At 66.3% G+C, this 22,259-nt stretch carries 26 protein-coding genes and 1 pseudogene; 18 read left to right on the top strand and 9 right to left on the bottom strand.

Features of this window, described 5'->3' with window-relative positions:
* Nucleotides 1–8 precede the first annotated feature (8 nt).
* The 11 genes from leuC (at nucleotide 9) to OU682_RS18510 (ending at nucleotide 10,603) form a co-directional block, all read left to right on the top strand.
* On the top strand, nucleotides 9–1,421 hold the full coding sequence (gene leuC / locus OU682_RS18560) for a 3-isopropylmalate dehydratase large subunit (protein ID WP_268943700.1): 1,413 nt from the start codon (nucleotides 9–11) through the stop codon (nucleotides 1,419–1,421).
* A gap of 10 nt (nucleotides 1,422–1,431) precedes the next feature.
* On the top strand, nucleotides 1,432–2,046 hold the full coding sequence (gene leuD / locus OU682_RS18555; RefSeq protein WP_268943699.1) for a 3-isopropylmalate dehydratase small subunit: 615 nt from the start codon (nucleotides 1,432–1,434) through the stop codon (nucleotides 2,044–2,046).
* 57 nt (nucleotides 2,047–2,103) lie between these two features.
* Complete coding sequence (locus OU682_RS18550) at nucleotides 2,104–3,327, top strand: ABC transporter substrate-binding protein (RefSeq protein WP_268943698.1); 1,224 nt, start codon at nucleotides 2,104–2,106, stop codon at nucleotides 3,325–3,327.
* Between the two features lie 64 nt (nucleotides 3,328–3,391).
* Complete coding sequence (locus OU682_RS18545; protein ID WP_268943697.1) at nucleotides 3,392–4,261, top strand: branched-chain amino acid ABC transporter permease; 870 nt, start codon at nucleotides 3,392–3,394, stop codon at nucleotides 4,259–4,261.
* Nucleotides 4,261–5,238, top strand: coding sequence for a branched-chain amino acid ABC transporter permease (locus OU682_RS18540; protein WP_268943696.1), 978 nt, complete (start codon nucleotides 4,261–4,263; stop codon nucleotides 5,236–5,238). Before OU682_RS18545 ends, OU682_RS18540 begins: the two co-directional genes overlap by 1 nt.
* Nucleotides 5,231–5,971, top strand: coding sequence for an ABC transporter ATP-binding protein (locus OU682_RS18535; RefSeq protein ID WP_268943695.1), 741 nt, complete (start codon nucleotides 5,231–5,233; stop codon nucleotides 5,969–5,971). The genes OU682_RS18540 and OU682_RS18535 overlap by 8 nt, the downstream gene beginning before the upstream one ends.
* A complete protein-coding gene (locus OU682_RS18530) occupies nucleotides 5,964–6,665 on the top strand; it encodes an ABC transporter ATP-binding protein (protein WP_268943694.1) in 702 nt (233 codons plus the stop codon). The genes OU682_RS18535 and OU682_RS18530 overlap by 8 nt, the downstream gene beginning before the upstream one ends.
* Nucleotides 6,666–6,728: 63 nt before the next feature.
* Nucleotides 6,729–7,622 carry an isocitrate lyase/PEP mutase family protein gene (locus tag OU682_RS18525; RefSeq protein WP_268943693.1) on the top strand — a complete coding sequence of 298 codons (894 nt, stop codon included), beginning with the start codon at nucleotides 6,729–6,731 and terminating at the stop codon, nucleotides 7,620–7,622.
* Nucleotides 7,623–7,658: 36 nt separating this feature from the next.
* A complete protein-coding gene (locus tag OU682_RS18520) occupies nucleotides 7,659–9,059 on the top strand; it encodes an FAD-dependent oxidoreductase (protein ID WP_268943692.1) in 1,401 nt (466 codons plus the stop codon).
* A 15-nt stretch (nucleotides 9,060–9,074) separates the two neighbouring features.
* A complete protein-coding gene (locus OU682_RS18515; RefSeq protein ID WP_268943691.1) occupies nucleotides 9,075–9,848 on the top strand; it encodes an aspartate/glutamate racemase family protein in 774 nt (257 codons plus the stop codon).
* Complete coding sequence (locus tag OU682_RS18510) at nucleotides 9,845–10,603, top strand: aspartate/glutamate racemase family protein (protein ID WP_268943690.1); 759 nt, start codon at nucleotides 9,845–9,847, stop codon at nucleotides 10,601–10,603. Before OU682_RS18515 ends, OU682_RS18510 begins: the two co-directional genes overlap by 4 nt.
* Before the next feature lie 4 nt (nucleotides 10,604–10,607).
* On the opposite strand, the gene OU682_RS18505 is transcribed toward OU682_RS18510, so the two are convergent.
* Both OU682_RS18505 and OU682_RS18500 read right to left on the bottom strand, forming a co-directional pair.
* Entirely contained in the window at nucleotides 10,608–11,387 is a 780-nt protein-coding gene (locus OU682_RS18505) for a GntR family transcriptional regulator (protein WP_268943689.1), read from the bottom strand.
* Between the two features lie 108 nt (nucleotides 11,388–11,495).
* A complete protein-coding gene (locus OU682_RS18500; protein ID WP_268943688.1) occupies nucleotides 11,496–12,434 on the bottom strand; it encodes a 3-hydroxyacyl-CoA dehydrogenase NAD-binding domain-containing protein in 939 nt (312 codons plus the stop codon).
* Between the two features lie 152 nt (nucleotides 12,435–12,586).
* Here OU682_RS18500 and OU682_RS18495 point away from each other — a divergent pair, with 152 nt between their 5' ends.
* Entirely contained in the window at nucleotides 12,587–12,724 is a 138-nt protein-coding gene (locus OU682_RS18495) for a hypothetical protein (protein WP_268943687.1), read from the top strand.
* Nucleotides 12,725–12,785: 61 nt separating this feature from the next.
* On the opposite strand, the gene OU682_RS18490 is transcribed toward OU682_RS18495, so the two are convergent.
* The 3 genes from OU682_RS18490 to OU682_RS18480 form a co-directional block, all read right to left on the bottom strand.
* Nucleotides 12,786–13,616 (bottom strand): cyanophycinase, encoded by an 831-nt coding sequence (locus tag OU682_RS18490; RefSeq protein ID WP_268943686.1) that lies wholly within the window; start codon nucleotides 13,614–13,616, stop codon nucleotides 12,786–12,788.
* 111 nt (nucleotides 13,617–13,727) lie between these two features.
* A complete protein-coding gene (locus tag OU682_RS18485; protein ID WP_268943684.1) occupies nucleotides 13,728–13,862 on the bottom strand; it encodes a hypothetical protein in 135 nt (44 codons plus the stop codon).
* Between the two features lie 65 nt (nucleotides 13,863–13,927).
* On the bottom strand, nucleotides 13,928–15,046 hold the full coding sequence (locus tag OU682_RS18480; RefSeq protein WP_268943683.1) for a YihY/virulence factor BrkB family protein: 1,119 nt from the start codon (nucleotides 15,044–15,046) through the stop codon (nucleotides 13,928–13,930).
* Between the two features lie 232 nt (nucleotides 15,047–15,278).
* Between OU682_RS18480 and OU682_RS18475 the strand changes: the two genes are divergently transcribed.
* From OU682_RS18475 to OU682_RS18465, 3 genes are read left to right on the top strand one after another with little or no spacing between them, the layout of a single operon-like run.
* Entirely contained in the window at nucleotides 15,279–16,190 is a 912-nt protein-coding gene (locus OU682_RS18475; RefSeq protein WP_268943682.1) for a hypothetical protein, read from the top strand.
* Entirely contained in the window at nucleotides 16,183–16,614 is a 432-nt protein-coding gene (locus OU682_RS18470) for a phage holin family protein (protein WP_268943681.1), read from the top strand. The genes OU682_RS18475 and OU682_RS18470 overlap by 8 nt, the downstream gene beginning before the upstream one ends.
* A complete protein-coding gene (locus OU682_RS18465) occupies nucleotides 16,604–17,641 on the top strand; it encodes a DUF3618 domain-containing protein (RefSeq protein ID WP_268943680.1) in 1,038 nt (345 codons plus the stop codon). The genes OU682_RS18470 and OU682_RS18465 overlap by 11 nt, the downstream gene beginning before the upstream one ends.
* A gap of 281 nt (nucleotides 17,642–17,922) precedes the next feature.
* Here the strand turns inward: OU682_RS18465 and OU682_RS18460 are convergent, their stop codons facing one another.
* Nucleotides 17,923–18,414, bottom strand: coding sequence for a hemerythrin domain-containing protein (locus OU682_RS18460; protein WP_268943679.1), 492 nt, complete (start codon nucleotides 18,412–18,414; stop codon nucleotides 17,923–17,925).
* A gap of 603 nt (nucleotides 18,415–19,017) precedes the next feature.
* On the opposite strand from OU682_RS18460, the gene OU682_RS18455 reads away from it, so the two are divergent.
* Entirely contained in the window at nucleotides 19,018–19,161 is a 144-nt protein-coding gene (locus tag OU682_RS18455; RefSeq protein WP_268943709.1) for a hypothetical protein, read from the top strand.
* A gap of 155 nt (nucleotides 19,162–19,316) precedes the next feature.
* On the opposite strand, the gene OU682_RS18450 is transcribed toward OU682_RS18455, so the two are convergent.
* The 3 genes and pseudogenes from OU682_RS18450 to OU682_RS18440 form a co-directional block, all read right to left on the bottom strand.
* Nucleotides 19,317–20,159: a universal stress protein gene (locus tag OU682_RS18450; RefSeq protein WP_268943678.1), complete on the bottom strand. Its 843-nt coding sequence runs from the start codon at nucleotides 20,157–20,159 to the stop codon at nucleotides 19,317–19,319.
* On the bottom strand, nucleotides 20,123–20,674 hold the full coding sequence (locus OU682_RS18445) for an SDR family NAD(P)-dependent oxidoreductase (protein ID WP_268943677.1): 552 nt from the start codon (nucleotides 20,672–20,674) through the stop codon (nucleotides 20,123–20,125). The genes OU682_RS18450 and OU682_RS18445 overlap by 37 nt, the downstream gene beginning before the upstream one ends.
* Before the next feature lie 231 nt (nucleotides 20,675–20,905).
* Nucleotides 20,906–21,232, bottom strand: a pseudogene (locus tag OU682_RS18440) (integrase core domain-containing protein); the annotation flags it as partial.
* 67 nt (nucleotides 21,233–21,299) lie between these two features.
* Here OU682_RS18440 and OU682_RS18435 point away from each other — a divergent pair.
* A complete protein-coding gene (locus OU682_RS18435) occupies nucleotides 21,300–21,647 on the top strand; it encodes an alpha/beta hydrolase (RefSeq protein ID WP_268943676.1) in 348 nt (115 codons plus the stop codon).
* The gene (locus OU682_RS18430; RefSeq protein WP_268943675.1) at nucleotides 21,599–22,105 is read left to right on the top strand and encodes a 2Fe-2S iron-sulfur cluster-binding protein; all 507 of its coding nucleotides are present in this window, start codon (nucleotides 21,599–21,601) and stop codon (nucleotides 22,103–22,105) included. The genes OU682_RS18435 and OU682_RS18430 overlap by 49 nt, the downstream gene beginning before the upstream one ends.
* Nucleotides 22,106–22,259 lie beyond the last annotated feature (154 nt).

The following is a 22,259-nucleotide window of genomic DNA, read 5'->3' as shown; positions in this document are numbered from 1 at the left end:
GCAATACCATGACGCATGCTTCCGACACGGCCCCGCGAACCCTGTTCGGCAAGATCTGGGACGCGCACGAGATCCTGCGCCACCCATCCGGGCAGTCGCTGCTGTATATCGACCGCGACCTGATCCACGAGGGCAGCTTCCACGCCTTCGCCGACCTGAAAAGACGCGGTCTGCGCCCACGCCGCCCGCGCCAGATCTTCGGCATCGCGGACCACTACGTCCCGACGCTGGGCCGCAGCGCGGATGATGCGGCAAGCCCCGCCATTGCCCGGATGATCCGCACCTTTGACGAGAACATGGAATGGGGCGGATTGCGCCATTTCGGCATCGCCAGCCGCGAACAGGGGATCGTGCATGTGGTGGCGCCTGAACAAGGCATCACCCTGCCCGGCCTGACCATTGTCTGCTCGGACAGCCACACCTCGACCCAAGGCGCGCTTGGGGCCATCGCCTTCGGTATCGGGCAGTCGGAAAACGCCCATGTGCTGGCAACCCAGACCCTGTGGCAGATGCGGCCCAGGACCATGCGCGTGACCGTCACCGGACAGTTGGGCCGGGGCGTCACGGCCAAGGACGTGATGCTGGCGCTGATCGCCCGGATCGGGGCGGCGGGCGCGGGCGGGCATGCCATCGAATACGCGGGCGAGGTCGTGCGCGACATGTCGATCGAGGCGCGGCTGACGCTGTGCAACCTGTCGATCGAGGCCGCCGCCCGCCTCGGCATGGTCGCCCCGGACGAAACCACCTTCCGCTATGTCGCCGGACGCCATTACGCGCCCACCGACCAGGAATGGGATCTGGCAATGGCGCAGTGGCGGGCGCTGCCCACGGACGACGGCGCGACCTTCGACCGTGAGGTCGAGATGGACGGCGCCGCCATCGCGCCGATGGTCACCTGGGGCACCAGCCCCGAGGACGCGGTCCCGATCACCGGACGCATCCCCGACCCCGCCAGCTTTGCCAGTCCCGAAAAGCGCAAGGCCGCTGCCAAGTCGCTGGAATACATGGATCTGGCGCCGGGGACCGCGCTTGACGGGCTGCCCATCGACCGGGTCTTCATCGGGTCCTGCACCAACAGCCGGATCGAGGATCTGCGCGCCGCCGCCGCCATCCTGAAGGACCGCAAGGCCGCCGTCCCAGCCATCGTCGTTCCCGGTTCCACCCAGGTCCGCGAACAGGCCGAGGCCGAGGGCCTGGCCCGCATCTTTCGCGAGGCGGGTTTCGAATGGCGCCAGTCGGGCTGTTCGATGTGCGCGGCGATGAACGGCGACGTGGTGGGGCCGGGCGAACGCTGCGCCTCGACCTCGAACCGGAACTTCGTGGGCCGGCAGGGGCCGGGATCGCGCACCCACCTGGTCAGCCCCGCCATGGCCGCCGCCGCCGCCATCACCGGGCGGCTGACCGATGTCCGCCGACTGTAAGGAGAACGCGATGAAGGCCTTCACCCGCGAAACCTCGACCGTCGCCTATGTCCCGGGCGTCAACTGCGATACCGACCAGATCATTCCGGGCCGCTTCCTCAAGGCCGACCGGGCCGAGGGATACGACAAGTTCCTGTTCCACGACATCCGCCGCGACCCGGACGGCAAGCTGGACCCCACCTTCCCGCTGAACCGCCCTGGCGCGGGCTGTTCCACGATCCTGCTGGTCGAGGACAACTTCGGCTGCGGATCGTCCCGCGAAGGCGCGGTCTATGCCCTGGCCGACGCCGGGGTCCGCGCGCTGCTGGCGCCCAGCTTCGGCGACATCTTCTTCAACAACGCGCTGAAGAACGGCATCGTTCCGGTCCGCCTGCCGGTCGCGACCTGCGAAGCCCTGGCCGACCACCTGGCCGCCGATCCGTCCGCCACCGTCACGGTGGACTTGGAGGCCGATCAGGTCGTCCTGCCAGGCGGTCTGGGCAGCCACCCGATCACCATCGACGCCTTCGCCCGCGACTGCCTTCTGCAGGGTCTGGACGAGATCGAGATGACCTTCACCTACATGGACCGGATCCTGACCTTCGAGACCGACAGGATGGCCCGGAACCCCTGGCTGGCGCGCTGACGGCGCCCGGCCCCAAGCCTTTACCAAGTCAAACCAATAACAAGCAGGGAGACGACAATGACATACACACTCAATCGCCGCGGCTTGCTGAAGGCCTCGGGCGCCGCAGCCCTTGTCAGCGGGCTGGCCATGCCTTCGATCTTGCGGGCGCAGGGACAGACCGTGAAGATCGGCGTGCTGGAACCGCTGACCGGCAACCTGGCCTATAACGGCACGCAATGCGCGGCCGGCGCGAAATTCGCGGCCGACGCGATCAACGCCGCCGGCGGCATCAAGAGCATGGGCGGCGCGCAGATCGAGCTGGTCGTGGTCGATGCCCAAAGCCGCCCCGAGATCGCCGCATCCGCCGTCGATACCCTGGCCGAGGCGGGCGTCGTGGCCTTCACCGGCGCAAGCGCATCGGCCCTTGGCCTGGCCTCGTCGCAGGCTGCGGCGAAATACGACCTGGCGCAGGTCTTTTCCATCGGCACCGCCGAGACGATCGTGGAACGCGGGCTGCCCAACGTCTTCCGCTTCACCCCCGGCGTGAACAAATGCACCAGTGTCGCGCTGGAAAACCTCAAGCAGTTGAACGCGGCCGCGGGCAACCCCGTCAAGACCGCGGCCATCGTCCACGAGGACGGCCCCTTCGGGTCGAACATGGCCAAGATCATGGCCGAGCAACTGCCCCAGCAGGGCATCGAGGTGGTCGAGACGATTTCCCACCCCACGCCGCATCGCGACTTCAACAACATCGCGCTGCGGGTCAAGGCGTCGGGCGCGAACATGCTGATCCCGTCGAACTATCTGAACGAATACACGCTGATGGCCCGTGCCCTGCGCCAGCAGCGGGCCGAGCTGATGGCGATCTATTCGATCCTGGGCGGGGCCGCGTCCAACATCAAGTTCGTCCGCGAAAACAACGATGTCGCGCAATACGTGATGGACTGCAACCACTGGTACGACCCCAGCAAGCCGGAATCGCAAGCCCTTGCCGCCAGCGTGGCCCAGGCCGGCCTGGACCTGACCTATGACGTGATGGTGTCCTATGCCACGATCCAGGTGATCGCCGACGCGCTGGAACGCGGCGCCTCGACCGACCGCAAGGCGATAATCCAGACGCTGGCGGCCTCCACCTTCGACGGCTCGATCATGCCCTATGGCCCGACCAAGTTCGTCAACGGCGACAACGTCAACTCGCAGCCGGTGAACACCCAAATCCGCGGCGAGGAGATCGAGCTGGTCTTCCCCGAGCAATACGCCACCGCCGAGCCCGTCTTCCCGATCCCGCGGGAAGGGTGATCCGATCCGGCCCCCGCCGCATCCTTGCGGGGGCCACCGGCCAACCCCTGGAAAGCATCTGCCCATGACCAGCCTGATCCTGCCCGCCGTGCTGAGCGGCCTGACGATGGGGGCCATCTATGCGCTTGTCGCGCTTGGACTGACCCTGATCTACGGTGTCCTGCACATCATCAACTTCGCCCATGGCAGCCTGCTGATGCTGGCGCTGTATGCGGCCTATTTCCTGTCCTTCCACGGGGGCCTGGATCCCTATCTGGCGATCCCGATCCTTCTGCCGGTGTTCTTCTGCCTGGGCTACGTTCTGCAACGCTGGGTGATCGCCCCCATGAGCAGCGGGTCCGAACAGAACGTCCTGCTGGTCACGCTGGCCTTGTCGATGATCATCGACAACCTCGCGCTTTACTTCTGGACCTCGAACACGCGCAGCGTGGACATCCCCTATGCCTACAACACGGTGGAGTTTCTTGGCGCATACCTGCCGCTGGGCCGGGTGATCGCCTTCCTGGCGGCCCTTGCCGCGGCGCCGCTGTTGTGGCTGTTCATGACCCGCACCCGCACCGGATCGGCCATCCGCGCCGTCGCCATCGAAAAGCGCGGGGCCGAGATCGTGGGCATCGACGTGAACCACACCTATGCCGTCTGCTTCGGCATCGGCGCGGCCTGCGTGGCGCTTGCCGCCTGCCTGCTGCTGCCGACCTTCTATGTCACACCGCAGGTCGGTTACACATTCGTGCTGGTGGCCTTTACCACGGTCGTCCTGGGCGGCATGGGCAGCCTGCCCGGCGCGCTGATCGCGGGGCTGCTGCTGGGAGTGATCGAATCCCTTTGCGGGCTGTTCCTGGGCGAAAGCCTGGGCCAGATCGGCATCTTCACCGCATTCATCCTGATCCTGCTGTTCAAACCGTCGGGTCTGCTGGGCAGGAGGGCCGCGTGATGAAACCGCAATCCATGGGACAGGCCGTCCTGATCGGCCTGGCGCTGATCTATCTGGCCAGCCTCTATTTCATGTCTTCGCCCGTCTGGATGGGCTTTACCATCAACGCGCTGATCGTCGCCGTCGTGGCGCTTGCCTGGAACATCACCGGCGGCTTCGGGGGCATGGCGTCCTTCGGCCATGCCGCGATGTACGGGACCGGCGCCTATGCCTCGGCCATCCTTCAGGTGCAGTACGGCATCAACCCCTGGATCGCCTTCGGGGCCGGGATCGTGGCGGGTGCGGCCATGGGCGCCTTCATCGGCGCGCTTGCCTTCCGCTATGGCCTGAAGGGATCGTATTTCGCGCTTGTCACCCTGGCCTTCGCCGAGGTGCTGCGGATCTGCGCGTCGTCCTTCGCCATCACCGGCGGCGGCAGCGGGCTGCAGTTGCGCCTTGAACCGGGTCTGTCCACGTTGCAGTTCAACGACCGTAGCGTGGTCTACACCATCCTGCTGGTGATCGTGGCCTTGGTCATGGCGCTGACCGCATGGCTGAAATATTCGCGCTTCGGCGCCTATCTGATCGCCGTGCGGGAAAACGAGGACGCCGCCCGCGCGCTTGGCATCGACACCTATCGCATCAAGGTCAAGGCGATGGCGATTTCCGGCGCCTTCGCGGGTCTCGCCGGGGTGCTTTACCTTCAGGTCTGGCTGTTCATCGACAGCGCCGTCGTCTATGGCAGCGCCATCTCGATCGAGGCGCTGATCGGCCCGATCATCGGCGGCGCGGGCACCGTCTGGGGGCCGCTGATCGGCACGCTGGGCCTGCACCTGCTGGGCGAAGGCGCCAAGCATCTGCTGCACAACGCGCCCGGCCTGAACTTCGTGCTGTATGCGGTGGTCCTGATCTGCGCGTTGCGTTTCCTGCCGCAGGGCCTGATGGGGCTTGCCGCGCGCATCGGCACCTTCCGCAAGAAGGAGGACGACAATGCTTGAGGTCCGCAACCTGTCGAAAAGCTTCGGCGGCCTGAAGGCGGTCAGCGACGCATCCCTGGACGTGCCGGAAGGCGGAATCGTGGGCCTGTTGGGTCCGAACGGCGCGGGCAAGACCACCTGCTTCACCATGATCGCGGGCTTCACCAGGCCGAACGAAGGCACGGTGCGCTTCATGGGCCAGGACGTCACCGGCTTGCCCCCGCACCGCATCTGCGCCTTGGGGATGATCCGCACCTTCCAGATCGTCCAGCCCTTCGCGGGCCTGACGGTCCAGGAAAACATCGCGGTCGGTGCCTATCTGCACCACCACGACCGAACAGAAGCGATGGCGGTGGCGCGCCAGGTCGGCAAGCGGCTGGGGATGGGGGCAATGCTGGACCGTCCGGCATCGTCCCTGACCATCGCGGGGCGCAAGCGGCTGGAACTGGCCCGCGCCCTGGCCACCGGCGCGAAGCTGCTGCTGCTGGACGAGGTGATGGCGGGCCTGATCCCGTCCGAGGTGTCGGAAATCGTCGGCATCATCCGCCAGATCCGTGACGAGGGGCACACCTTCCTGATGATCGAACACGTGATGCAGGCCGTGATGAGCCTGGCGGAAACCGCCTATGTGCTGAACCACGGCAAGATGATCGCCCATGGCACGCCGAAGGAACTGGTCCAGGATCCCGCCGTGGTCGAAGCCTATCTGGGCCACGGCGCCGCCGCCCGCCTGCAGGAGGGACACCATGCTTGAGATATCCGGCATCCGCGCGGGCTATGGCTCCATGGCCGTGCTGCACGGCGTCGACATGCGCATCGACGCCGGAGAGATCGTGGCCCTGCTGGGGTCGAACGGCGTGGGCAAGACCACGCTGAACAACGTCATCTCGGGCTTCATCCGGCCCACGGCAGGCGAAGTCCGGTTCGAGGGTGCCCGCATCACCGGCCTGAAGCCGCGCGACATCGTGGCGCTTGGCATCGCCCAGGTCCCCGAGGGGCGCAAGATCTTTCCCAACCTGTCGGTCGCGGAAAACCTGGAACTGGGCGCCTTCCGCCGCGCGACGGCCAACCGCAGGCAGAACTTCGACCGCATCTGCACGATCTTCCCGCGCCTGCGCGAACGGCTGGATCAGCTGGCGGGCACGTTGTCGGGGGGCGAACAGCAGATGCTGGCCATCGGGCGCGGCATGATGTCCGAACCCAAGCTGCTGATCCTCGACGAACCCTCGCTGGGCCTCTCGCCCCTGATGGTCGAGGAGATGTTCGGCCTGATCGGGCGCATCAATGCCGATGGCTGCGCGGTGCTGCTGGTGGAACAGAACGTGATGCAATCGCTGAACGTCGCAAGCCGGGCCTATGTGATCGAACAGGGCCATCTGGTGATGCAGGGGGACGCGGCCGGGATGCTGGCCGACCCGCAGCTGCGCCAAGCCTATCTGGGCCTCTGACGGCCCGCCCCGGCGGGCGCGCATCGCCCGCCCGGAAAACAGACGCAAACGGAGAACAAACAAATGTCGCTGACACGCACGCGCCGCCTGCGCCAGGCTCTGGCGGGCGAACGGGCCGTCATGGCCCCCGGGGTGGTGGACGCCATGTATGCCCGCCTTGTCGCCGAGGCCGGTTTCGAGGCCATGTACATGACCGGCGCCGGCACCTCGGCCACGCGGTTGGGCTATCCCGATGTCGGGCTGCTAACCATGACCGAGATGGTGGACAACGCCACTCGCATCGCCGACGCATCCGACATTCCGCTGATCGCGGATGCCGACAACGGCTTCGGCGGGCCGCTGAACGTGCGCCGGGCGATCCAGCTTTACGAACGCGGCGGGGTCGCGGCCGTCCACTTGGAGGACCAGGTCCTGCCCAAGCGCTGCGGCCACCTGGCCGGCAAGCAGCTGATCAGCGCCGAGGACATGGTCGCCAAGGTCAAGGCCGCCGTGGATGCGCGTGTGGACCCCGATTTCGTGGTGATCGCCCGCACCGACGCCCTGGCGCTGCACGGGCGCAACGCCGCCTTCGACCGGGCCGAGATGTATCGCGAAGCGGGCGCGGACGTGATCTTCGTTGAAAGCCCCCTGCCCGACGACCTGCCCCACATCGCGCCTCGTTTCCCCGGCATCCCGCTGCTTTACAACATGGCGACCTCGGGCAAGACGCCGTTCCTGACACGGTCCGACATCGAAGCGCTTGGATTCAAGCTGATCATCTATCCCAACTGGCTGCTGCTGTCCGCCTGCGAGGCGGCGCGCAACACCTTGGCGGTGCTGAAGCGCGAAGAGACCATCGCATCCATCGCCCCCCATGTGATGAGCTTCAAGCAGTTCTTCGACACCGCCCGCATGGCGGAAATCCAGGAGCTGGAAGCCCGCTATGGCACGCCCGAAGGCAGCCGCACCGACTATTGACCGCGCGCAGCGCCTGTCCAGACGAAGGAGGAGCTTATGGCCGTTCTGTCCGCCGATGGCGTGGATTTTGACTTCGAGATGCCGGTCGTGGTGGTCGGCGCGGGCGCCTGCGGGCTGGTCGCGGCGCTTGCCGCCCACGACGCGGGCCAGGAGGTGATGATCCTCGAACGCGACGAAAACCCCCAGGGCTCGACCTCGCTGTCGGCGGGGCTGATCCCCGCGGCGGGCACAAGGCTGCAGCGCGAGGCCGGGATCGACGACGACCCCGACCTTTTCGCCGCCGACATCGTGGCCAAGACCCACGGCCATGCGCCGCAGGACATGGCGCTGCTGGCGGCCCAGACCTCGGGGCCGATGATCGACTGGCTGATGGACAGCCACGGCGTTGGCTTCCGGCTGGTGACGGGATTCCTGTATCCCGGCCATTCGCGGATGCGGATGCACGGGCCGGACAGCCGCACCGGGGCCGATCTGGAACAGGCGCTGCTGTCGGCCGTGTCGCGGGCAGGCATCGACCTGCTGACCGGCGCATCGGTCGAGGATCTGTTCGTCGATGCCACCGGCCGCGTCGCCGGGGTTCGCTTCCGCCGCCCCGACGGCGCGATGGAGACGCTGGGCTGCAAGTCCCTCGTCCTCGCCTGCTGCGGCTTCGCGGGCGACGCGGACATGGTGCGCCGTCACATCCCCGAAATCGCCGACGCCGAATGCTGCGGGCATCTGTCGAACACGGGCGATGCGGTGAAATGGGGCGCGGAACTGGGTGCCTGGATGGCCGACATGGGCGCCTATCAGGGCCACGGATCGGTCGCCCATCCGCATGGGCTGCCCTTGACCTGGGCCGTGGTGACGCAGGGCGGCATCCTGGTCAACACCGAGGGCCGGCGCTTTTCGAACGAGATGCGCGGCTATTCCGAACACGGGGCCGAGGTCGCCGCCCAGCCCGGCCATGTCGCCTGGGACATCTTCGACGCACGCTGCGAAAAGGCCGCGCTCGACTTCCACGACTATCGCGAGATCCGAAAGCTGGGCGCGGTCAAATCCGCCGACACGGTCGAGGACCTGGCCACGGCTACCGGCCTGCCGCTGGACGCGCTCAGGGCGGAATTTGACGGCATTGCCGCGGCCGCCGCATCGGGTCAGCCCGACCGGCTGGGCCGCAGCTTCGACCCCGGCCAGGTCCTGGCCCCGCCCTTCCGCGCGGTCAAGGTAAATGGCGCCCTGTTCCACACCCAGGGCGGGCTGGTCATCGACCATGACGCGCGGGTGCTGCGGACGGACGGCACCGCGCTGCCGAACCTGATGGCGGGCGGCGGCGCGGCGCGGGGCCTGTCGGGCGATTCCAACTATGGCTACCTGTCCGGCAACGGGCTTCTGTCGGCCACGGCCTTCGGACGGCTGGCCGGCATCACCGCCGCACGCATCGCGGCCCAGGGCTGACGGATGGAGGAGAAGATGAAGAAGGTTCTGGTGATCGTGCCCTTCCCGATGGGCGAGGAGGATCTGGCCCGTCGGCAGGCGCAAATCGGCGCCGTGGACCTGGGCCCCGGCCTTGAATTCCACTATCGCCCGGTCCGCGTCGGGCCAAAGAACTATTCCAGCCAGCACGACATGGCGCTTGCCGATTTTTCCATCATGGACGCGGGCCTTGATGCGCAGGAAGAAGGCTTCTACGCGGTCTGCATCGACACCATGTCCGACAGCGGCATGGCGATGTTGCGGTCGGTGCTGGACATCCCGGTCATCGCGCCGGGGCGGCATTCGATGCTGCTGGCGCAGATGCTGGGCGAGAAGTTCTCGATCCTGATGATGTGGGACCGCTGGAAGATGCTCTACACCAAGACGCTGGGCGAACTGGGGATGGAGCATAAATGCGCCTCGATGCGGTCGATCGGCGTGACGCCCGACAACAAGTCGCTGCTGTCGGGCAAGGAGGACCAGGTCTTTCCGCTGCTGCTGGAGACCGCGCGCAAATGCATCGATCAGGATGGAGCGCAGGTGCTGATCCTGGGCTCCACCACCATGCACGAGGCGCATGACTGGCTGGCCAGCCGCCTGGACGTGCCGGTCATCAATCCCGGCCCGCTGACCTACAAGCTGGCCTCGGTCGCACTTGACCTGGGGCTGACCCATTCCAAGGCCACCTGGCCCGCGCCGCTGGCCCCGAAACACGACATGATCCGCGCCATCGGGACCGCCGGGGCTGCCTTCCTGGAGGACCGCGCATGATCCGCATCCTTGTTATCGTCCCCTTCGCCCTGGACGCCGAGGGCCTGCGCAACCGAGAGGCGCAGTCGGGCCATGTGCCCCTGCCCGCAGACTGGCAACTGACCTATCGACCCGTCACCTGCGGGCCGACCTCGTTCATGTCGCCGCATGACTGGGGCCTGATGGACATGGCCATCTTCGAGGCGGGCTGCACCGCCCAGGATGAAGGCTTTGACGCGGTCTGCATCGACACGATGTCGGACAGCGGCATGGTCATGCTGCGGTCGGTGCTCGACATCCCGGTGATCGGCGCGGGCAAGGCGTCGATGCTGTACGCGCTGACGCTGGGCGGGCGGTTCTCGGTCCTGGCGCAGTGGGAGCCCGCGCTGCCGCGATATCGCAAGGCGATCCGCAAATACGGGTTCGACCGGCAATGCGCGTCCGTCCGCAGCTTCGACCAGCCGCCCGATTTCGCCAACCTTCTGGGCGGAAAGGAGGACCAGGTCTTCCCGAGGATGCGCGATGTTGCCCTGCGCTGCATCCATGAGGATGGGGCCGAGGTGATCTGCCTGGGATCGACGACCATGCACCAGGCGGGCGAATACCTGGCCGCCAACCTGCCCGTCCCGGTCGTCAACCCCGGCCCCCTGACCTACAAGCTGGTCGAGACCTTCCTGGCCCTGGGCCTGTCTCATGGCCGCGCCGCCTATCCCGCGCCGGTCGAGCCCCGCCTGGACATGCTGCGCGCGATGATGAAGGCGGGCGCCGGGGCCTGACCGCCTAGCCGGGCTGGGACCCGTCCAGGTGGAAGTCCCGGCCCTGTTCGCGCTTCAACGAAACGCGGTATTCGTAACGGTCGGCGCAATAAAGGATCTCGGCCGCGTAGAACGGCACCATCTTGTCGTCGAAGAAGAAGCGGTTGACCCGCATCAGCGGCGCGCCGATCGGCACCTGAAGAAGTTCTGCCGCGTCCTCGTCGGCCAGTGTCGCGGTCAGCACCTGCTCGACCTGTTCCACCACCGCGCCCTCGCGCTGCACCAGGTCGATCATGTTGGTGCTGGCAAGATCCTGGCGCGTCAGCCCGGCGCCAATCTCGGGCAGCAGATAGGCCATCGACAGCGAATAGGGCCGCTTGTCCAGTTCGCGCAGCCGGACCGACCGGATCAGCTCGGTCGTGGGGGCGATCCCCATCTGCGCGCAGATCCGGGGCGGCGCCTCGCCGCGGTCAAGGCTGATGACCTTCAGCCGCGTGCTTTGGCCCACGGTGTTGAGATAGCTGAACAGCCCGTTGATATTCGACACCACCGCCCGGTTCAGCGCCGATTGCTGCGCCCGGTCGGTGACAAAGGTTCCGCGCCCACGCATCCGCGTGATCAGCCCTTCGGCCGACAGCATCTCCATCGCCTTGCGGATGGTGATGCGGCTGACACCAAAGCTGTCCGAAAGCTCAGCCTCGCTGGGGACGGGGACGTTGTCGGGATAATAGCCGTTCACGATCCGCTCTCGCATGACCGCGTAGACCCGATGGTAAAGGGGGGTCGGAGAGTTCGCCTTGGTCATGTCGGCATCACCCTGCTAAGGCCCGGCACGGTCGGAAAGACCCTGGACAGATAGTGCAGCCTATCATGGTAAGTCACTGCCCTCTTTTTCGAATGAAAGCGCCGGCGGTCAGGGCCGCCGCCCCCGCAAGGCCCGCTGGACCGCGATCAGGCCGGCGTCACGCTCGGCTTCCAGGGCGGCGATGTCGCGGTCCCCGGCCTCGGCCGCGATGCCGGCCACCAGCTTGTCGCAGGTGGCAGCATCCAGCCGAGGCTGACCCAGATCCCGCCAACGGCGTTCCTGGCTGGGTCCCAGATGGGCCAGGTAGTGGCCGATCCCCCCTGCCCCGCCCCCCAGGTGATAAGCCATGTGCGCGCCCACGACCGACCACCGCAAGCCGGGGCCATGGACAAGCGCCGCGTCAATTTCGGCCACGTCGGCAATGCCTTCGGCCACCATGTTGACCGCCTCTTGCCAAAGGGCTGAGGACAGGCGGTTCGCGATATGCCCGACAGCCTCTCGCCGCAGGAAGACGGGATGTCGGCCCAGGCTGCGATAGAAGGCAGCGGCGGCCTGGATGCGGGCGGCGTCAGGGCCGAACAGTTCGACCAAGGGCATCAGGTGGGGCGGATTGAAGGGATGGGCGGTGATCAGCCGCAAGGGATCGGTCATGTCCGCCGACAGTTCCGACCAGACCAGCGATGACGTGCTCGAGGCGATGGTAATGCCCGCCGGGGCTACAGCCTCGATCCCGGCATAGATCGCCCGCTTCAGCGGAACGCTCTCCGGCACGTTTTCCTGGACCCACGCCGCGCCCTCTACCGCTTCCTCCAGGCTGGTCGCCAGATGCAACCGTCCGGACGCCGGAAGCCCTGGCGCCAGTTCCGCGACCTGCGCGATCAGGCCCGATACCGCCGGGGGGATCGCATTGCGTGACGCTTCCTCATGCTCGAACAGGGCAACATCGTGTCCCCAGGCCATGAACAGCGCCGCCCAGCTGGTCCCGATCAGCCCGCCGCCGATCACCGCTATCCTGTCGCCCTTCTGAAACGATACTGCCGTTTGCATCCCGAACATCTCCTGCTCCAGACACTTTCACGCCAATCCAGGACAAAGTTCAATGACTTAATATTATATATTTATAATATTTGAGATTTGCTGCTGGAACCGCAGCCGACAGACCTCCGGACACCCGCACAAAGGGCCCGGAGGTCGGTCCTATGGCATTCCAGAACAGCAAGCCGATGCGCTCCCATGCCGCCCCGGAGGAAGCCCAGGATACCGGCCAGATGCTGCATGAAGAACTGGCCATGATTGCCGGCATGACCGAAATGCCGGAAGCCGATCTGATCCCGTAGCTCCAGGATCGGCTTGCGCCCGCTTGTTCTGCAGCGAGCAAGAACCGAAGAAAACCTCCGGTCAGCGCGGCGCAGCAATCCGGTCGCGCTGCGGGCGGGGTGCTTCGATCGCTGCCGGACCGGTCTCGTGGCCCGCCGCCCGCAGAATGGTGACGGTTCCCGTGCCGATCACCCGCGTCCTGCCGTCGCCGAAGCGGACAAAGCCGGTGTCCTCGTCGATGCCGATGCCGACCAGGTCGGGATGTGTCTCGATGGCGCGGACAAGGCGCTCCAGACGTCCGCGCTCGCTGAAATGCTGGTCGATGATCGCGTCGTGCCATAGTCCCAACCCGCGCGAAAGGACCGGATCCCCCGGACCGGAAGCGACGCGTTGCGAGGTTTCGATCATGATGTCGGACAGGATGCTCGCGCCCGCGCTGCTGCCGGCGATGATGCCCCGGCCCAGGGCAAAGCGCCGGCGGATGTCCTTGATCAGCCCCGCGCGGCGGAGCCTGATCAACAGGCGCCCCTGGCTGCCGCCCGACATCCAGATGATGTCCGCGTGTGCGATCTGCGCCCTGGCGTGAGCGATGCGTGAAAGGTCCAGCCTTTCTATGTCGCTCGCGCCCGCTGCGGCGAACAGCTTGCCGATGAGCTTGAAAACGGCACCGTGGTCCTTGGCGGGACGGGCGTGGGGAATGATCAGGATCTTCGGCCTGGGCCGCCCGTAAAGCTGCAGGAGGTCGGCATAGATCCCGACCTTGGCGGCCCCCCCGACCGCAACCAGCGCACCGGCCGCCGGCGCCTGGCTATCTGCCCAGTCGGGCACCGCCGTCGCGGAGGCGACGATCCGCAAGAGCGTTGGACTGCCGGTCGGAACCCCGGATGACCCATCTTGAAAGGTGTTCGTCATGCAATGCTCTCCCGGTGTCCAACGCCTGTGTTGGATGACCTGCCCCGATGGAGGGCGGCCGGTTGCAATCTCCGTTCGGCAAGGGGCGCGGTGCTACGGCCGACCACTCCATCACAGCATGTCTTCGATCGCTGCGGCAAGCTTTTCCAAGCCGGCTGCGTGGAAGGGCGGCGTTGATGAAGTTGGTTCCCGCAGGCGCAGGCCTTCTTCAGGGCCAAAGGATATCCATGACACAGGCTCTGGCATAAGCCCTCCTTTAGTCGCGTGATGGCTTTCCTGCTCTGCCCAAGAAGCGAACAACCGGGTCCTTGTCAGCGATTTCGCTGCAACAACTTCCGGGCGGCGCTGCCCATCAGCAGAATCGCCAGCAACAGTTCCGTCTTCGGCGACGACGGGACCGCGCTGCTTCTGGCCTTCTGGCCATCGCTCTGCCTGTTCGGGCCTTGCCCGGATCGGCCAGACTCACCCGGCGGCGGCGTGTCGGCCTTGACCGCATTGCGCTGGCCCATGGGCAGGGGTGTGCCACTTGTCGTGTCCCTTGCCGTCTGCTGCTCTGTCTCGGCGTTCAACTCTGCGCCGCCAAGGATCACGAAAGCGGACAGCCACATCCAGGTCAGCAGCACGATCACGCCTCCCAGCGTGCCGTAAGTCTCGGTATAGCTGCCGAAGTTCCTGACATAGATCGAGAAGCCCAAGGTGCCCAGAATCCACAGCGTCGTCGCGACAATCGCGCCAATGCTGATCCACCGCCATTTCGGTTCCGCGCGTGAGGGGCCGAACCGGTAGAGTGCTGCAAGCCCCAGCATCGCCAGCGCTGCCATCAGGGGCCAGCGCAGGACGTTGACCACGGTTTCAAGCACCGGCGGCAGGTTGCCCCAGGCAACCAGCGCGGGCAGAAGGATCATCAGGCCCAAGCTCGCCGCAGTGCCAAGGATCGCGCAGACCGTGATAGCCAGAGCCGTCAGGTAAAGCTTGACCGTGCCCCGCGTTTCTTCTTCGTCATAGGCGATGTTCAGTCCCTCGATCAGGGTCAGCACCCCTTTCATGGCGCCGTAAAGGGCCACGGCCAGCCCGAACAGGGCAACAAGGCCAGTGCCGGCCTGGCTGCCGCTTGTGACCTTCGCGACCTGATCCTGCAGGACCCTGGCGGCTTCCTCGGGCAACATGCCCACCACAGTCTCCAGCTGGCCCGCAATATCCGCCGGATCAAGAACCAGCCCGGCGATCGAAACCAGCGCCGCGATGGCGGGAAAGATGGAGAGCAAGGCATAGAAGGCGATCCCCGCCGACACGACCGAGATATGGTCGCGGGATATCTCGTCCTTGACCCTCAACAGGATCTGCTTCCATCCGCGTGGCGGAATACCGGCAGGCGTTTCTGCGCTTCTGCCGGAATCGGGGGAGGAGACGCTGCGTTCATGTCGGGACATGGCGTGTTCCTTCGCTGCCGCTGCGGCGCTGCAGAGCTTGCGTCTCTGCAAACGCCGGGGAAAGCACATTGCCTTGCTGCGGTTGAACGCGCGGGAAGCCGTTGTTGGTTCCACGGCCGGTCGGGCCAAACCGGCACGGGAACAATCGGGAAAATGTTTCGTTGTATTCCCCACGACAAGGTTCGGGCGCCGCACCACCGGCGACGACATCTCAGAAATCGGGAGGATTCCCATGAATTCAGATGATCACCATGCTTCGGCGGGAAATGACCAGTCCACCCTGGGCAGCCTCAAGGAGCAGGCGGGCGAGAAGGTCAGCCAGGTTGCCGACACCCTGAAGCAAGAGGCCGCGCGGCGCGAGGAAGGCATCCGCGGCAGCCTTTCCAAGCAGGCGGACCAGTTAGCCTCGGCCTTGCGATCCGCCAAATCCGACATCGACCCGGATTCCAGCATCGGCAGGGTGTTCGACTATGCCGCCGACAGCGTCGGCAGCCTGGCGCAGAACCTGAACGCGACGGACACGACCGATATCGTGCACGGCGTCCGTGACTTTGCGCGCGAACGTCCCGGCGCATTTCTCGGCATCTGTGCCCTGGGCGGATTTGCGGCCGCGCGCTTCCTGCTGGCCAGTGCCCCCGAAGCGCGCCGGCAGGGCACCGGCAGCCGCGGCGGCCCGGGCTACGAGGGCAGTTCCTCGGGCACCAGCCATACCGGCAACACCCGGTCCTACGGGACGACAGGCGGCTCGGGCAGCCAGGCGCGTGCCATGACCGGCAGCATGTCGGGTGGCAGCGGGTCTGGGATGGGACAGTCGGGCACGACCTACGGAGGAACCACCGGTTCCGGCACCGCTTCCGGCTTTGGAACATCCAGCACCAGCATGGCGGGCACGGGCTCTGGCACGGGCGTAACCGCATCCGGAACCACGCCGTCAGGCAGCAGCACCGGCGGAATGACCCCCGCCACGGGAACGACCGGCGGCAGCATCGGCGGCAGTGGCGCGGGCAGCGAGGTTGGCCGCGATCTGTCGGGCCAGGATCTGTCGGGCCAGTCCGCAAACCGGGGCAGCGCCGGTGGCACCGTGCAAGGCCAGACCTCTCGCAATGCACCCGCTCCTGGCGGGAATGGAGGCCGACATGAGTGACTACTCGACCGATAGCGGACGCATGGACGATCCTGCCCGGCCGAACCATCCCGCCGCACTGGCGTCCGAAGCGATCCGCCTGTCGGGCGACCTTGTCCGCAAGGAGATCGCCTTGGCCAAGGCCGAGGTCAGCCAGAACATCCAGCGGGCCGGCGTCGCGATAGGCTTTGTCGCCGCTGCGGCGGTCATCGCCATCGTCACCATCAACGTGCTGGTGGCCGCGCTGGTGGCCGCGCTTGCCGAAACCGAGCTTGGCCCGATCTGGAGCGCGGTCATCGTCGGCGTCGTGCTGGCGGTGCTTGCCTATATCCTGCTGCGCAAGGGCATGAACGACCTGAAGCCCGAAGCGCTGATGCCGTCTCGCACTGTCCAGAATGTGCAGCGCGACGCGCAGACCATCAAAGGGGCCTACAATGACAAATGAGGCAGACAATCCCGAACGCATCGAGCGTGAGATCGAGCACGACCGGGACGCGCTTCGTCGCACGCTGAACGACCTCCAGGACGAATTGTCGCTGGACGGCTTCACCCGCCGCATGACCGACAAGTTCCGCGAGAACGGATCGGAATGGGCCAACGCGGCCAGCGACGCGGCGCGCGCGAACCCGGTGGCGCTTGCGCTGACGGGCGTGGGGCTGGCTTGGCTGATCTTCGGCCGCGGCTACGATCCCACGCACCGGGCAGCGGATCATCGGGTCCGTCGCCGCAGCAGCGATTGGGACAGGCCGTCAGATCCGTATTACGTCAGCCCCAACGGCACCGATGCCGACGGCACAGGCAATATCGGCATCCAGCCGGTGCCTTCCTCCAGCCGCGGCGGGTGGAGCACGACCGGCAGCGGTGCGCACCACTCGGACCGGGATTCGGGTGGTGGGTCCGGCTTGGGCAGGATGACCGAAGGGCTGCGCCAGAAGGCCCAGGGCTGGCGCGATCGCATCAGCGACGGCAGCGGCAGCCTGCATGACCGGCTCAGCGAGGGGACCGAGGGTTTGAGCGAGGAGGCCCGGCGCCGCGTCTATGACGCCCGACGTCGAGCGGTGGAGGCGCGGGAGACCGCTGCGCGCCGCCTTCGTGAAAGCAGCCGCACCGTTTCGAGGGGCTATGACAGCGAACCCCTGTTCTTCGGTGCCGCAGCCGCCGCCCTCGGCGCCGGTCTTGCGTGCCTGCTGCCGCGGACCCGGCAAGAAGACGAGTTGCTTGGCAGCTACAGCGACCAGTTGTTCCACGAGGCCGAGAGCATCTTCGAGGAAGAAAAGGCCAAGGTCCAGAATGCAGTGGCTGCGGGCTTGGAGGAGGCAAAATCAGCCGCTGGCCAAGTGACCGCCGCCGCGCAGAAGGAACTTGGGCACGGCAGCACCGAAAGTGACAGCGGCGGCTCCAGTCAAGATTCACGGGCTGGTCCAGGCTCTGCCTCCGTCGGCCAATCCGGTCGCCCCGGGTCTGCAACCTGACCCTCGGGCCATGGCTTGCGCCATGCCGCAATCAAGAATGCGCTGCGGGGGAAGCACACTCTCGCAGCGCAGGCCGCTGACTTGGACCCGGGCCTTACAATGCCGCCTGTGTTTCGCAACCGGGATGAACGGCCGCTGCCCGGAGCCTCCGCGCTTGGCATGTTGGACCGCAGGTTTTCGCGTGCCCTCCTGCACGAGCCCGAAGCAGGGTTCCGATTGGCACCCGCTGGAGCAGATGATGCCGGGCATGACGCCGCGCCTCCTCCGGGCTGTGCCAAGGATCATCCTGACAGGCCCGACACCCTTCCGGACCCGGCTTGTGCCGTCAGCTTCAGGTATCGGCCGACAAGGATGGCCGCCGGATAGAGCACCTCCTCCTCGGTGCGGGCGTGCAGCATCAGCGCCTCGGCGAACATCACGACGTCGCCGTGGCCCTCCTCCTGCGCAGACGCGATGAGCGAGCGCAGCGCCGCGACGATCTCCCGATGCTCGGCCAGCATGCGGGGCATCTCGGCCGCAAGCCGGTCAGCCATCGCCACGGCGGTCCTGGCATCCTCGGAGGACACCGTCCCGCCCTGGGGCTCGGCAAGGGTACTCAGCAAGCCAAGCGGCGGCATCGCAAACTCCTCCTCGGCCAGAAAGTGCGGGTGGAGGCGCTCCGCCACGACCCGTGCCGCTTGTTCGGTACGGCCGCCCTTCGCCAAGGCGGCCCTGAGATCGTCGTGGAGATGGTCATGCTCGGTCTTGAGAGGCTTAGGGATTGCAAAGCTCATGGGGGCTCTCCCGTTGAGGGCGGCGGTTGCCTCTGACGCCCTGCCAGATGATCAGCCGGAAGGGCGTGGTCCATGAGACACCTGAATGTCTGAACCAGACGGAGTTGAGTGAAGAGTTTCCGGTGAAAGGCAGATCGGCGCGGCAAGCAGGCGCTCCTTCGCCCCGCACGCCCGGGGCGAGGCGGAACACGTCGAACAAGGGCCGCATCTGGGCCGGATCTTGACCCGCCTGAACCGGCGACCTTGGCCCGCCAGCGCTGCTTCCCGGCCTTGCACGTCTTGGCGCAGATCCCGGACGGCTACGCCGTTATCCCCCACCGGAAGCACCCCTCGGCCCTCAGGCGGCAAGATCGCCCTGGCCATTGGCATCTCGATCCTCCCTCAGCCTGACCGGCGGGCACCCGTATCTGGCGCAGAACCGATCCGTTCCTCGCACCCGATCAGCATCCGGCGCTTCGGACGGACCGACATTGACGTGGCGCAAAGACCAGACGGTAATCTCGGCGCCGCCGCAACATCGGTCTTCCGCGCCCCGGTCGGGGCACAGCAGCGCGCTCCAGCACTCCTCGGGCGTGAAGATTCGACGTTCTGGCCGGAACGGTCATGCTTGGCATCCCTGTGGCGGCGGGCGTGCTGTATTCGGTCTTTGGCTTCGTGCTGTCGCCGATCACCGCCGCGGCCGCCATGGCGATGTCTTCGGTCAGCGTCATTGCCAATGCCGCGGGGCTACGGGGGGTGAAGCTGTGACCCGGGCGGCTGGCCCGCAAAAAACCCCGTCACCGCTTCGTGCATGGGATGCACCATTGACGCCACATGGTGAAGATCATGTTCGCCCTTGCTAACAGGGATGGTGACGGCGCCTTGCGCTCCACGTCGACCGCTTTTCCCGATCAGCGATGCATTCAGTAGGACATGAAGAGCGGCACGGGAGTGTTCCTCAGCAGCGACTGCGTCACGCCTCCGAACAGAAGCTCGCGAAGGCGCGAATGGACGTAGCCGCCCATCACCATCATCTCGGCCCCGAAGTCCGTCACCGCGTCCCGCAGGGTCTGCGCGACGTCGCCATCCGTCGTCACAAGGCTTTGGACCTCGACCGGCACGCCATGGCGCGCAAGGTGCGGGGCCAACTCTGCGCCCGGCACGGCCTCGGGAAGAGCCTTCTCGCCGGTGACCGCCACGATCCGGACTTCCTCGGCGGCGCGCAGGAGCGGCAGCGCGTCATGCACCGCCCGGGCGGCGCGGCCGCTGCCGTCCCAGGCCACACACATGCGCCGCGCCCGGAATGTGTCCCAGCCATGAGGGACCACCAGCAGCGGCCTGCCGCTGGCCACGAGCAGGGCCTCGATCAGGTCCCGATCTGGGTGGAGGGGCTCGGGCTCGGCGTCGATCACCGTAAGATCATGAACATGAGCAAGCGCCCGGAACGAGGCGAGCATCGCGGGATAGGAAAGATGGGGCGCAAACGTGACCGCCACCACTCCGGCGGCGGCTGCGTCCGCCTCGACCGAGGCGACGGCTTCCCGCGCCAGCCGTTGAAGCTGCGCATTGGCTCCGCCGGCAAGGTCCGACAGCGGCCAAGTCGTGTCCTGGTGCTGCAGATCGATGCGCTGCGAGGCGGCCTGCACGGTCAGGTGCGCCCCGGCAGCCTGCGCCAGCGACAGGCCGTAGCCTATGGCCGACGATGTTTCCTCGGGTCCGAACTCCTTGGTCAGCCCGACCAGCACGCTCTTGATGTTCTCGACCATGTAGTCCTCCTGTGTGTGATGCGTGACACGATGATGACCCCTGCCCTCAATCCCGGGGCAACGGCAGGACCTGCCCGGTGACGGCGCCGCCGTCCACGACGAACTCGCTTCCTGTCGAGTAGGTCGCCTCGGTGAAGAGGAACCGGGCCAGCTGCGCGACGCATGGCCCGCACGACGGTGCGGATGCCGAGGAAGACGCCCACAAGGTTGACGTCAAGGACGCGCCGGAACTCCTCGGGCGGGCAGTCGGCCACGCTTGCCCAAGCCAGGATGCCAGCGTTGTTGAAAAGGGCGTTGACGGAACCGAAGCTGCGTTCGGCCAGATCCACGGCCTCTTGCCAGTCGTCCGGGCCGGTCACGTCCAGCCGGCGATAGAGGGCCCCGGACCCGATCTCACGAACCAGCGCTTCGCCCTCTGCGTCCAGCACGTCGGTCACGAGGACGCGAGCCCTGCCTTCCGCAAGAAGCCGTGCCGTGGCGGCCCCGATGCCTCGCGCCCCTCCCGTGACAACCATGCGGAGCTCTGCCACATCCATCCAGCGACCCCCTGTTCCTGGTCCGGATTGCCAGCCGGCCCCTCGCGGCCCTCCGATGGATCCTAGCGGCGTCGAAGCGAACCGTCTTGATCCACATCAAGGCGGCAGTCTCAAGGCGCGCGATCTTTCCTCCGGCTTCACGGAACGTCCGCCGGTTGATGCGCTGCTCCCCAAGCTTGGACCGCCGGATGCTGAAGTTTTCCGGCTTGGTCATGGCGACGGGCTGGCTGCGCCGCCGGGATAATGCAGCGCGAACGGGACCTTGTATCCAATCGCGCTGTGGGGTCGGTCTTCGTTGTAGTGCCTACGCCAATCCTCCAGCTTTTCCCGGGCATCTGCAAGGCTCATGAACCAGTGCGCGTTCAGGCTCTCTGAGCGGAGCCTGCTGTTGAACGCCTCGATAAAGCCGTTGTCCGTCGGCTTGCCGGGCCGAGAGAAGTGGAGCGTGACGTCATTGGCATAGGCCCACAGATCGAGGTCGCGGGAGATGAATTCGCTGCCGTTGTCGAGCCGGATGGTTCTGGGATAGCCGACTTGGGCGCGGACCCTGCGCGGATGGGCGGAAGATGCGATCGCCTTCATCGAGGGGCTTGGCTTTGACAGGGTGGACCTGCTGGGCTTTTCCTTCGGCGGAGTGGTCGCGCAGGAAGCGACCCTGGCGCGTCCCGATCTGGTGCGGCGCCTCATCATCGCCGGCAGCGGAGCCGGACATGTCGAGGGCGTCACCGTGCAGGCCCAGGCCATCGCCGTGGCCACGAAGCCCTTCAACACCGACGACGACTTTCTGTACCTGTTCTTCAAGAGCACGCCCACCAGCCAGGCGGCAGGGCAAGCTTACCTGGCACGGCTCAGGCAAAGGACCGACGCCTTTGCCAAACTCGTCAGCAGGACACCTGGCAGGCCATGCTGTCCGCGGCAGGCGATGTCGGCACAGCGGATACCTCGCTGTTGAACCGCGTCGGCGCCATGTTGGGCCTGATGGCGCCCGATTACCCGCAGCGCGAGGTTTTCTGCTGCGGGCCGGAACACTTCATGCACGCTGTCCGCGACATGCTGTCAGGTCTTGGCTTCGACATGGACCATTATTGCCAGGAAAGCTTCCATGCGCCGCCACCTGAAGCCGAGCTGGTGCCCGATGACGTGCTGCCGCAGGAAGGCGGGGCCGCCCAGGTGACCTTTGGGGCAACGGCCGTCACGCAGGCTCGCGCGAACCGACACGATCCTGATGACTGCGCGAGCGGCGGGACTGAGCATCCCTCGGGCTGCTCAATGGGGATCTGGCGAACCTGCCGGATCCAGACACTGTCTGGCGAGGTCCACAACGGCGGCTTCACCGACGACGATATCGAGGATGGCTGTATCTTCGCCTGCTGTTCCAGACCGATGGGAGCCGTCACGGTGGATGCATAACTCGGGATTATCTATTCCAGGGAAGAATTTATGTGCTATTCCTCGATTATTTCCTTTCCTGTGGCTGCGCAGTTTCTCGCGCCGCCCTATCCCATCACCCGTGCCAGCGCGGTGTCGATGGCATCGGTGATGCGGTCGATGTCGGCGGGGGTGG

It is taken from the genome of Paracoccus benzoatiresistens (genome assembly GCF_026913015.1).
GTDB classification, from domain to species: domain Bacteria; phylum Pseudomonadota; class Alphaproteobacteria; order Rhodobacterales; family Rhodobacteraceae; genus Paracoccus; species Paracoccus benzoatiresistens.
This window is presented reverse-complemented; position numbering and strand designations above follow the sequence as displayed.

Coding starts and splice junctions, on each gene's coding strand:
- OU682_RS18515 (WP_268943691.1), top strand. CDS start 9,075: ATGAAGAAGGTTCTGGTGATCGTGCCCTTCCCGATGGGCGAGGAGGAT.
- OU682_RS18455 (WP_268943709.1), top strand. CDS start 19,018: ATGCTTGGCATCCCTGTGGCGGCGGGCGTGCTGTATTCGGTCTTTGGC.
- OU682_RS18550 (WP_268943698.1), top strand. CDS start 2,104: ATGACATACACACTCAATCGCCGCGGCTTGCTGAAGGCCTCGGGCGCC.
- OU682_RS18490 (WP_268943686.1), bottom strand. CDS start 13,616: ATGACGAACACCTTTCAAGATGGGTCATCCGGGGTTCCGACCGGCAGT.
- leuC (WP_268943700.1), top strand. CDS start 9: ATGACGCATGCTTCCGACACGGCCCCGCGAACCCTGTTCGGCAAGATC.
- OU682_RS18445 (WP_268943677.1), bottom strand. CDS start 20,674: ATGGTTGTCACGGGAGGGGCGCGAGGCATCGGGGCCGCCACGGCACGG.
- OU682_RS18460 (WP_268943679.1), bottom strand. CDS start 18,414: ATGAGCTTTGCAATCCCTAAGCCTCTCAAGACCGAGCATGACCATCTC.
- OU682_RS18465 (WP_268943680.1), top strand. CDS start 16,604: ATGACAAATGAGGCAGACAATCCCGAACGCATCGAGCGTGAGATCGAG.
- OU682_RS18525 (WP_268943693.1), top strand. CDS start 6,729: ATGTCGCTGACACGCACGCGCCGCCTGCGCCAGGCTCTGGCGGGCGAA.
- OU682_RS18545 (WP_268943697.1), top strand. CDS start 3,392: ATGACCAGCCTGATCCTGCCCGCCGTGCTGAGCGGCCTGACGATGGGG.
- OU682_RS18470 (WP_268943681.1), top strand. CDS start 16,183: ATGAGTGACTACTCGACCGATAGCGGACGCATGGACGATCCTGCCCGG.
- OU682_RS18430 (WP_268943675.1), top strand. CDS start 21,599: ATGCTGTCCGCGGCAGGCGATGTCGGCACAGCGGATACCTCGCTGTTG.
- OU682_RS18510 (WP_268943690.1), top strand. CDS start 9,845: ATGATCCGCATCCTTGTTATCGTCCCCTTCGCCCTGGACGCCGAGGGC.
- OU682_RS18450 (WP_268943678.1), bottom strand. CDS start 20,159: ATGGTCGAGAACATCAAGAGCGTGCTGGTCGGGCTGACCAAGGAGTTC.
- OU682_RS18535 (WP_268943695.1), top strand. CDS start 5,231: ATGCTTGAGGTCCGCAACCTGTCGAAAAGCTTCGGCGGCCTGAAGGCG.
- OU682_RS18540 (WP_268943696.1), top strand. CDS start 4,261: ATGAAACCGCAATCCATGGGACAGGCCGTCCTGATCGGCCTGGCGCTG.
- OU682_RS18480 (WP_268943683.1), bottom strand. CDS start 15,046: ATGTCCCGACATGAACGCAGCGTCTCCTCCCCCGATTCCGGCAGAAGC.
- OU682_RS18530 (WP_268943694.1), top strand. CDS start 5,964: ATGCTTGAGATATCCGGCATCCGCGCGGGCTATGGCTCCATGGCCGTG.
- OU682_RS18475 (WP_268943682.1), top strand. CDS start 15,279: ATGAATTCAGATGATCACCATGCTTCGGCGGGAAATGACCAGTCCACC.
- OU682_RS18505 (WP_268943689.1), bottom strand. CDS start 11,387: ATGACCAAGGCGAACTCTCCGACCCCCCTTTACCATCGGGTCTACGCG.
- OU682_RS18520 (WP_268943692.1), top strand. CDS start 7,659: ATGGCCGTTCTGTCCGCCGATGGCGTGGATTTTGACTTCGAGATGCCG.
- OU682_RS18485 (WP_268943684.1), bottom strand. CDS start 13,862: ATGCCAGAGCCTGTGTCATGGATATCCTTTGGCCCTGAAGAAGGCCTG.
- OU682_RS18500 (WP_268943688.1), bottom strand. CDS start 12,434: ATGCAAACGGCAGTATCGTTTCAGAAGGGCGACAGGATAGCGGTGATC.
- OU682_RS18495 (WP_268943687.1), top strand. CDS start 12,587: ATGGCATTCCAGAACAGCAAGCCGATGCGCTCCCATGCCGCCCCGGAG.
- leuD (WP_268943699.1), top strand. CDS start 1,432: ATGAAGGCCTTCACCCGCGAAACCTCGACCGTCGCCTATGTCCCGGGC.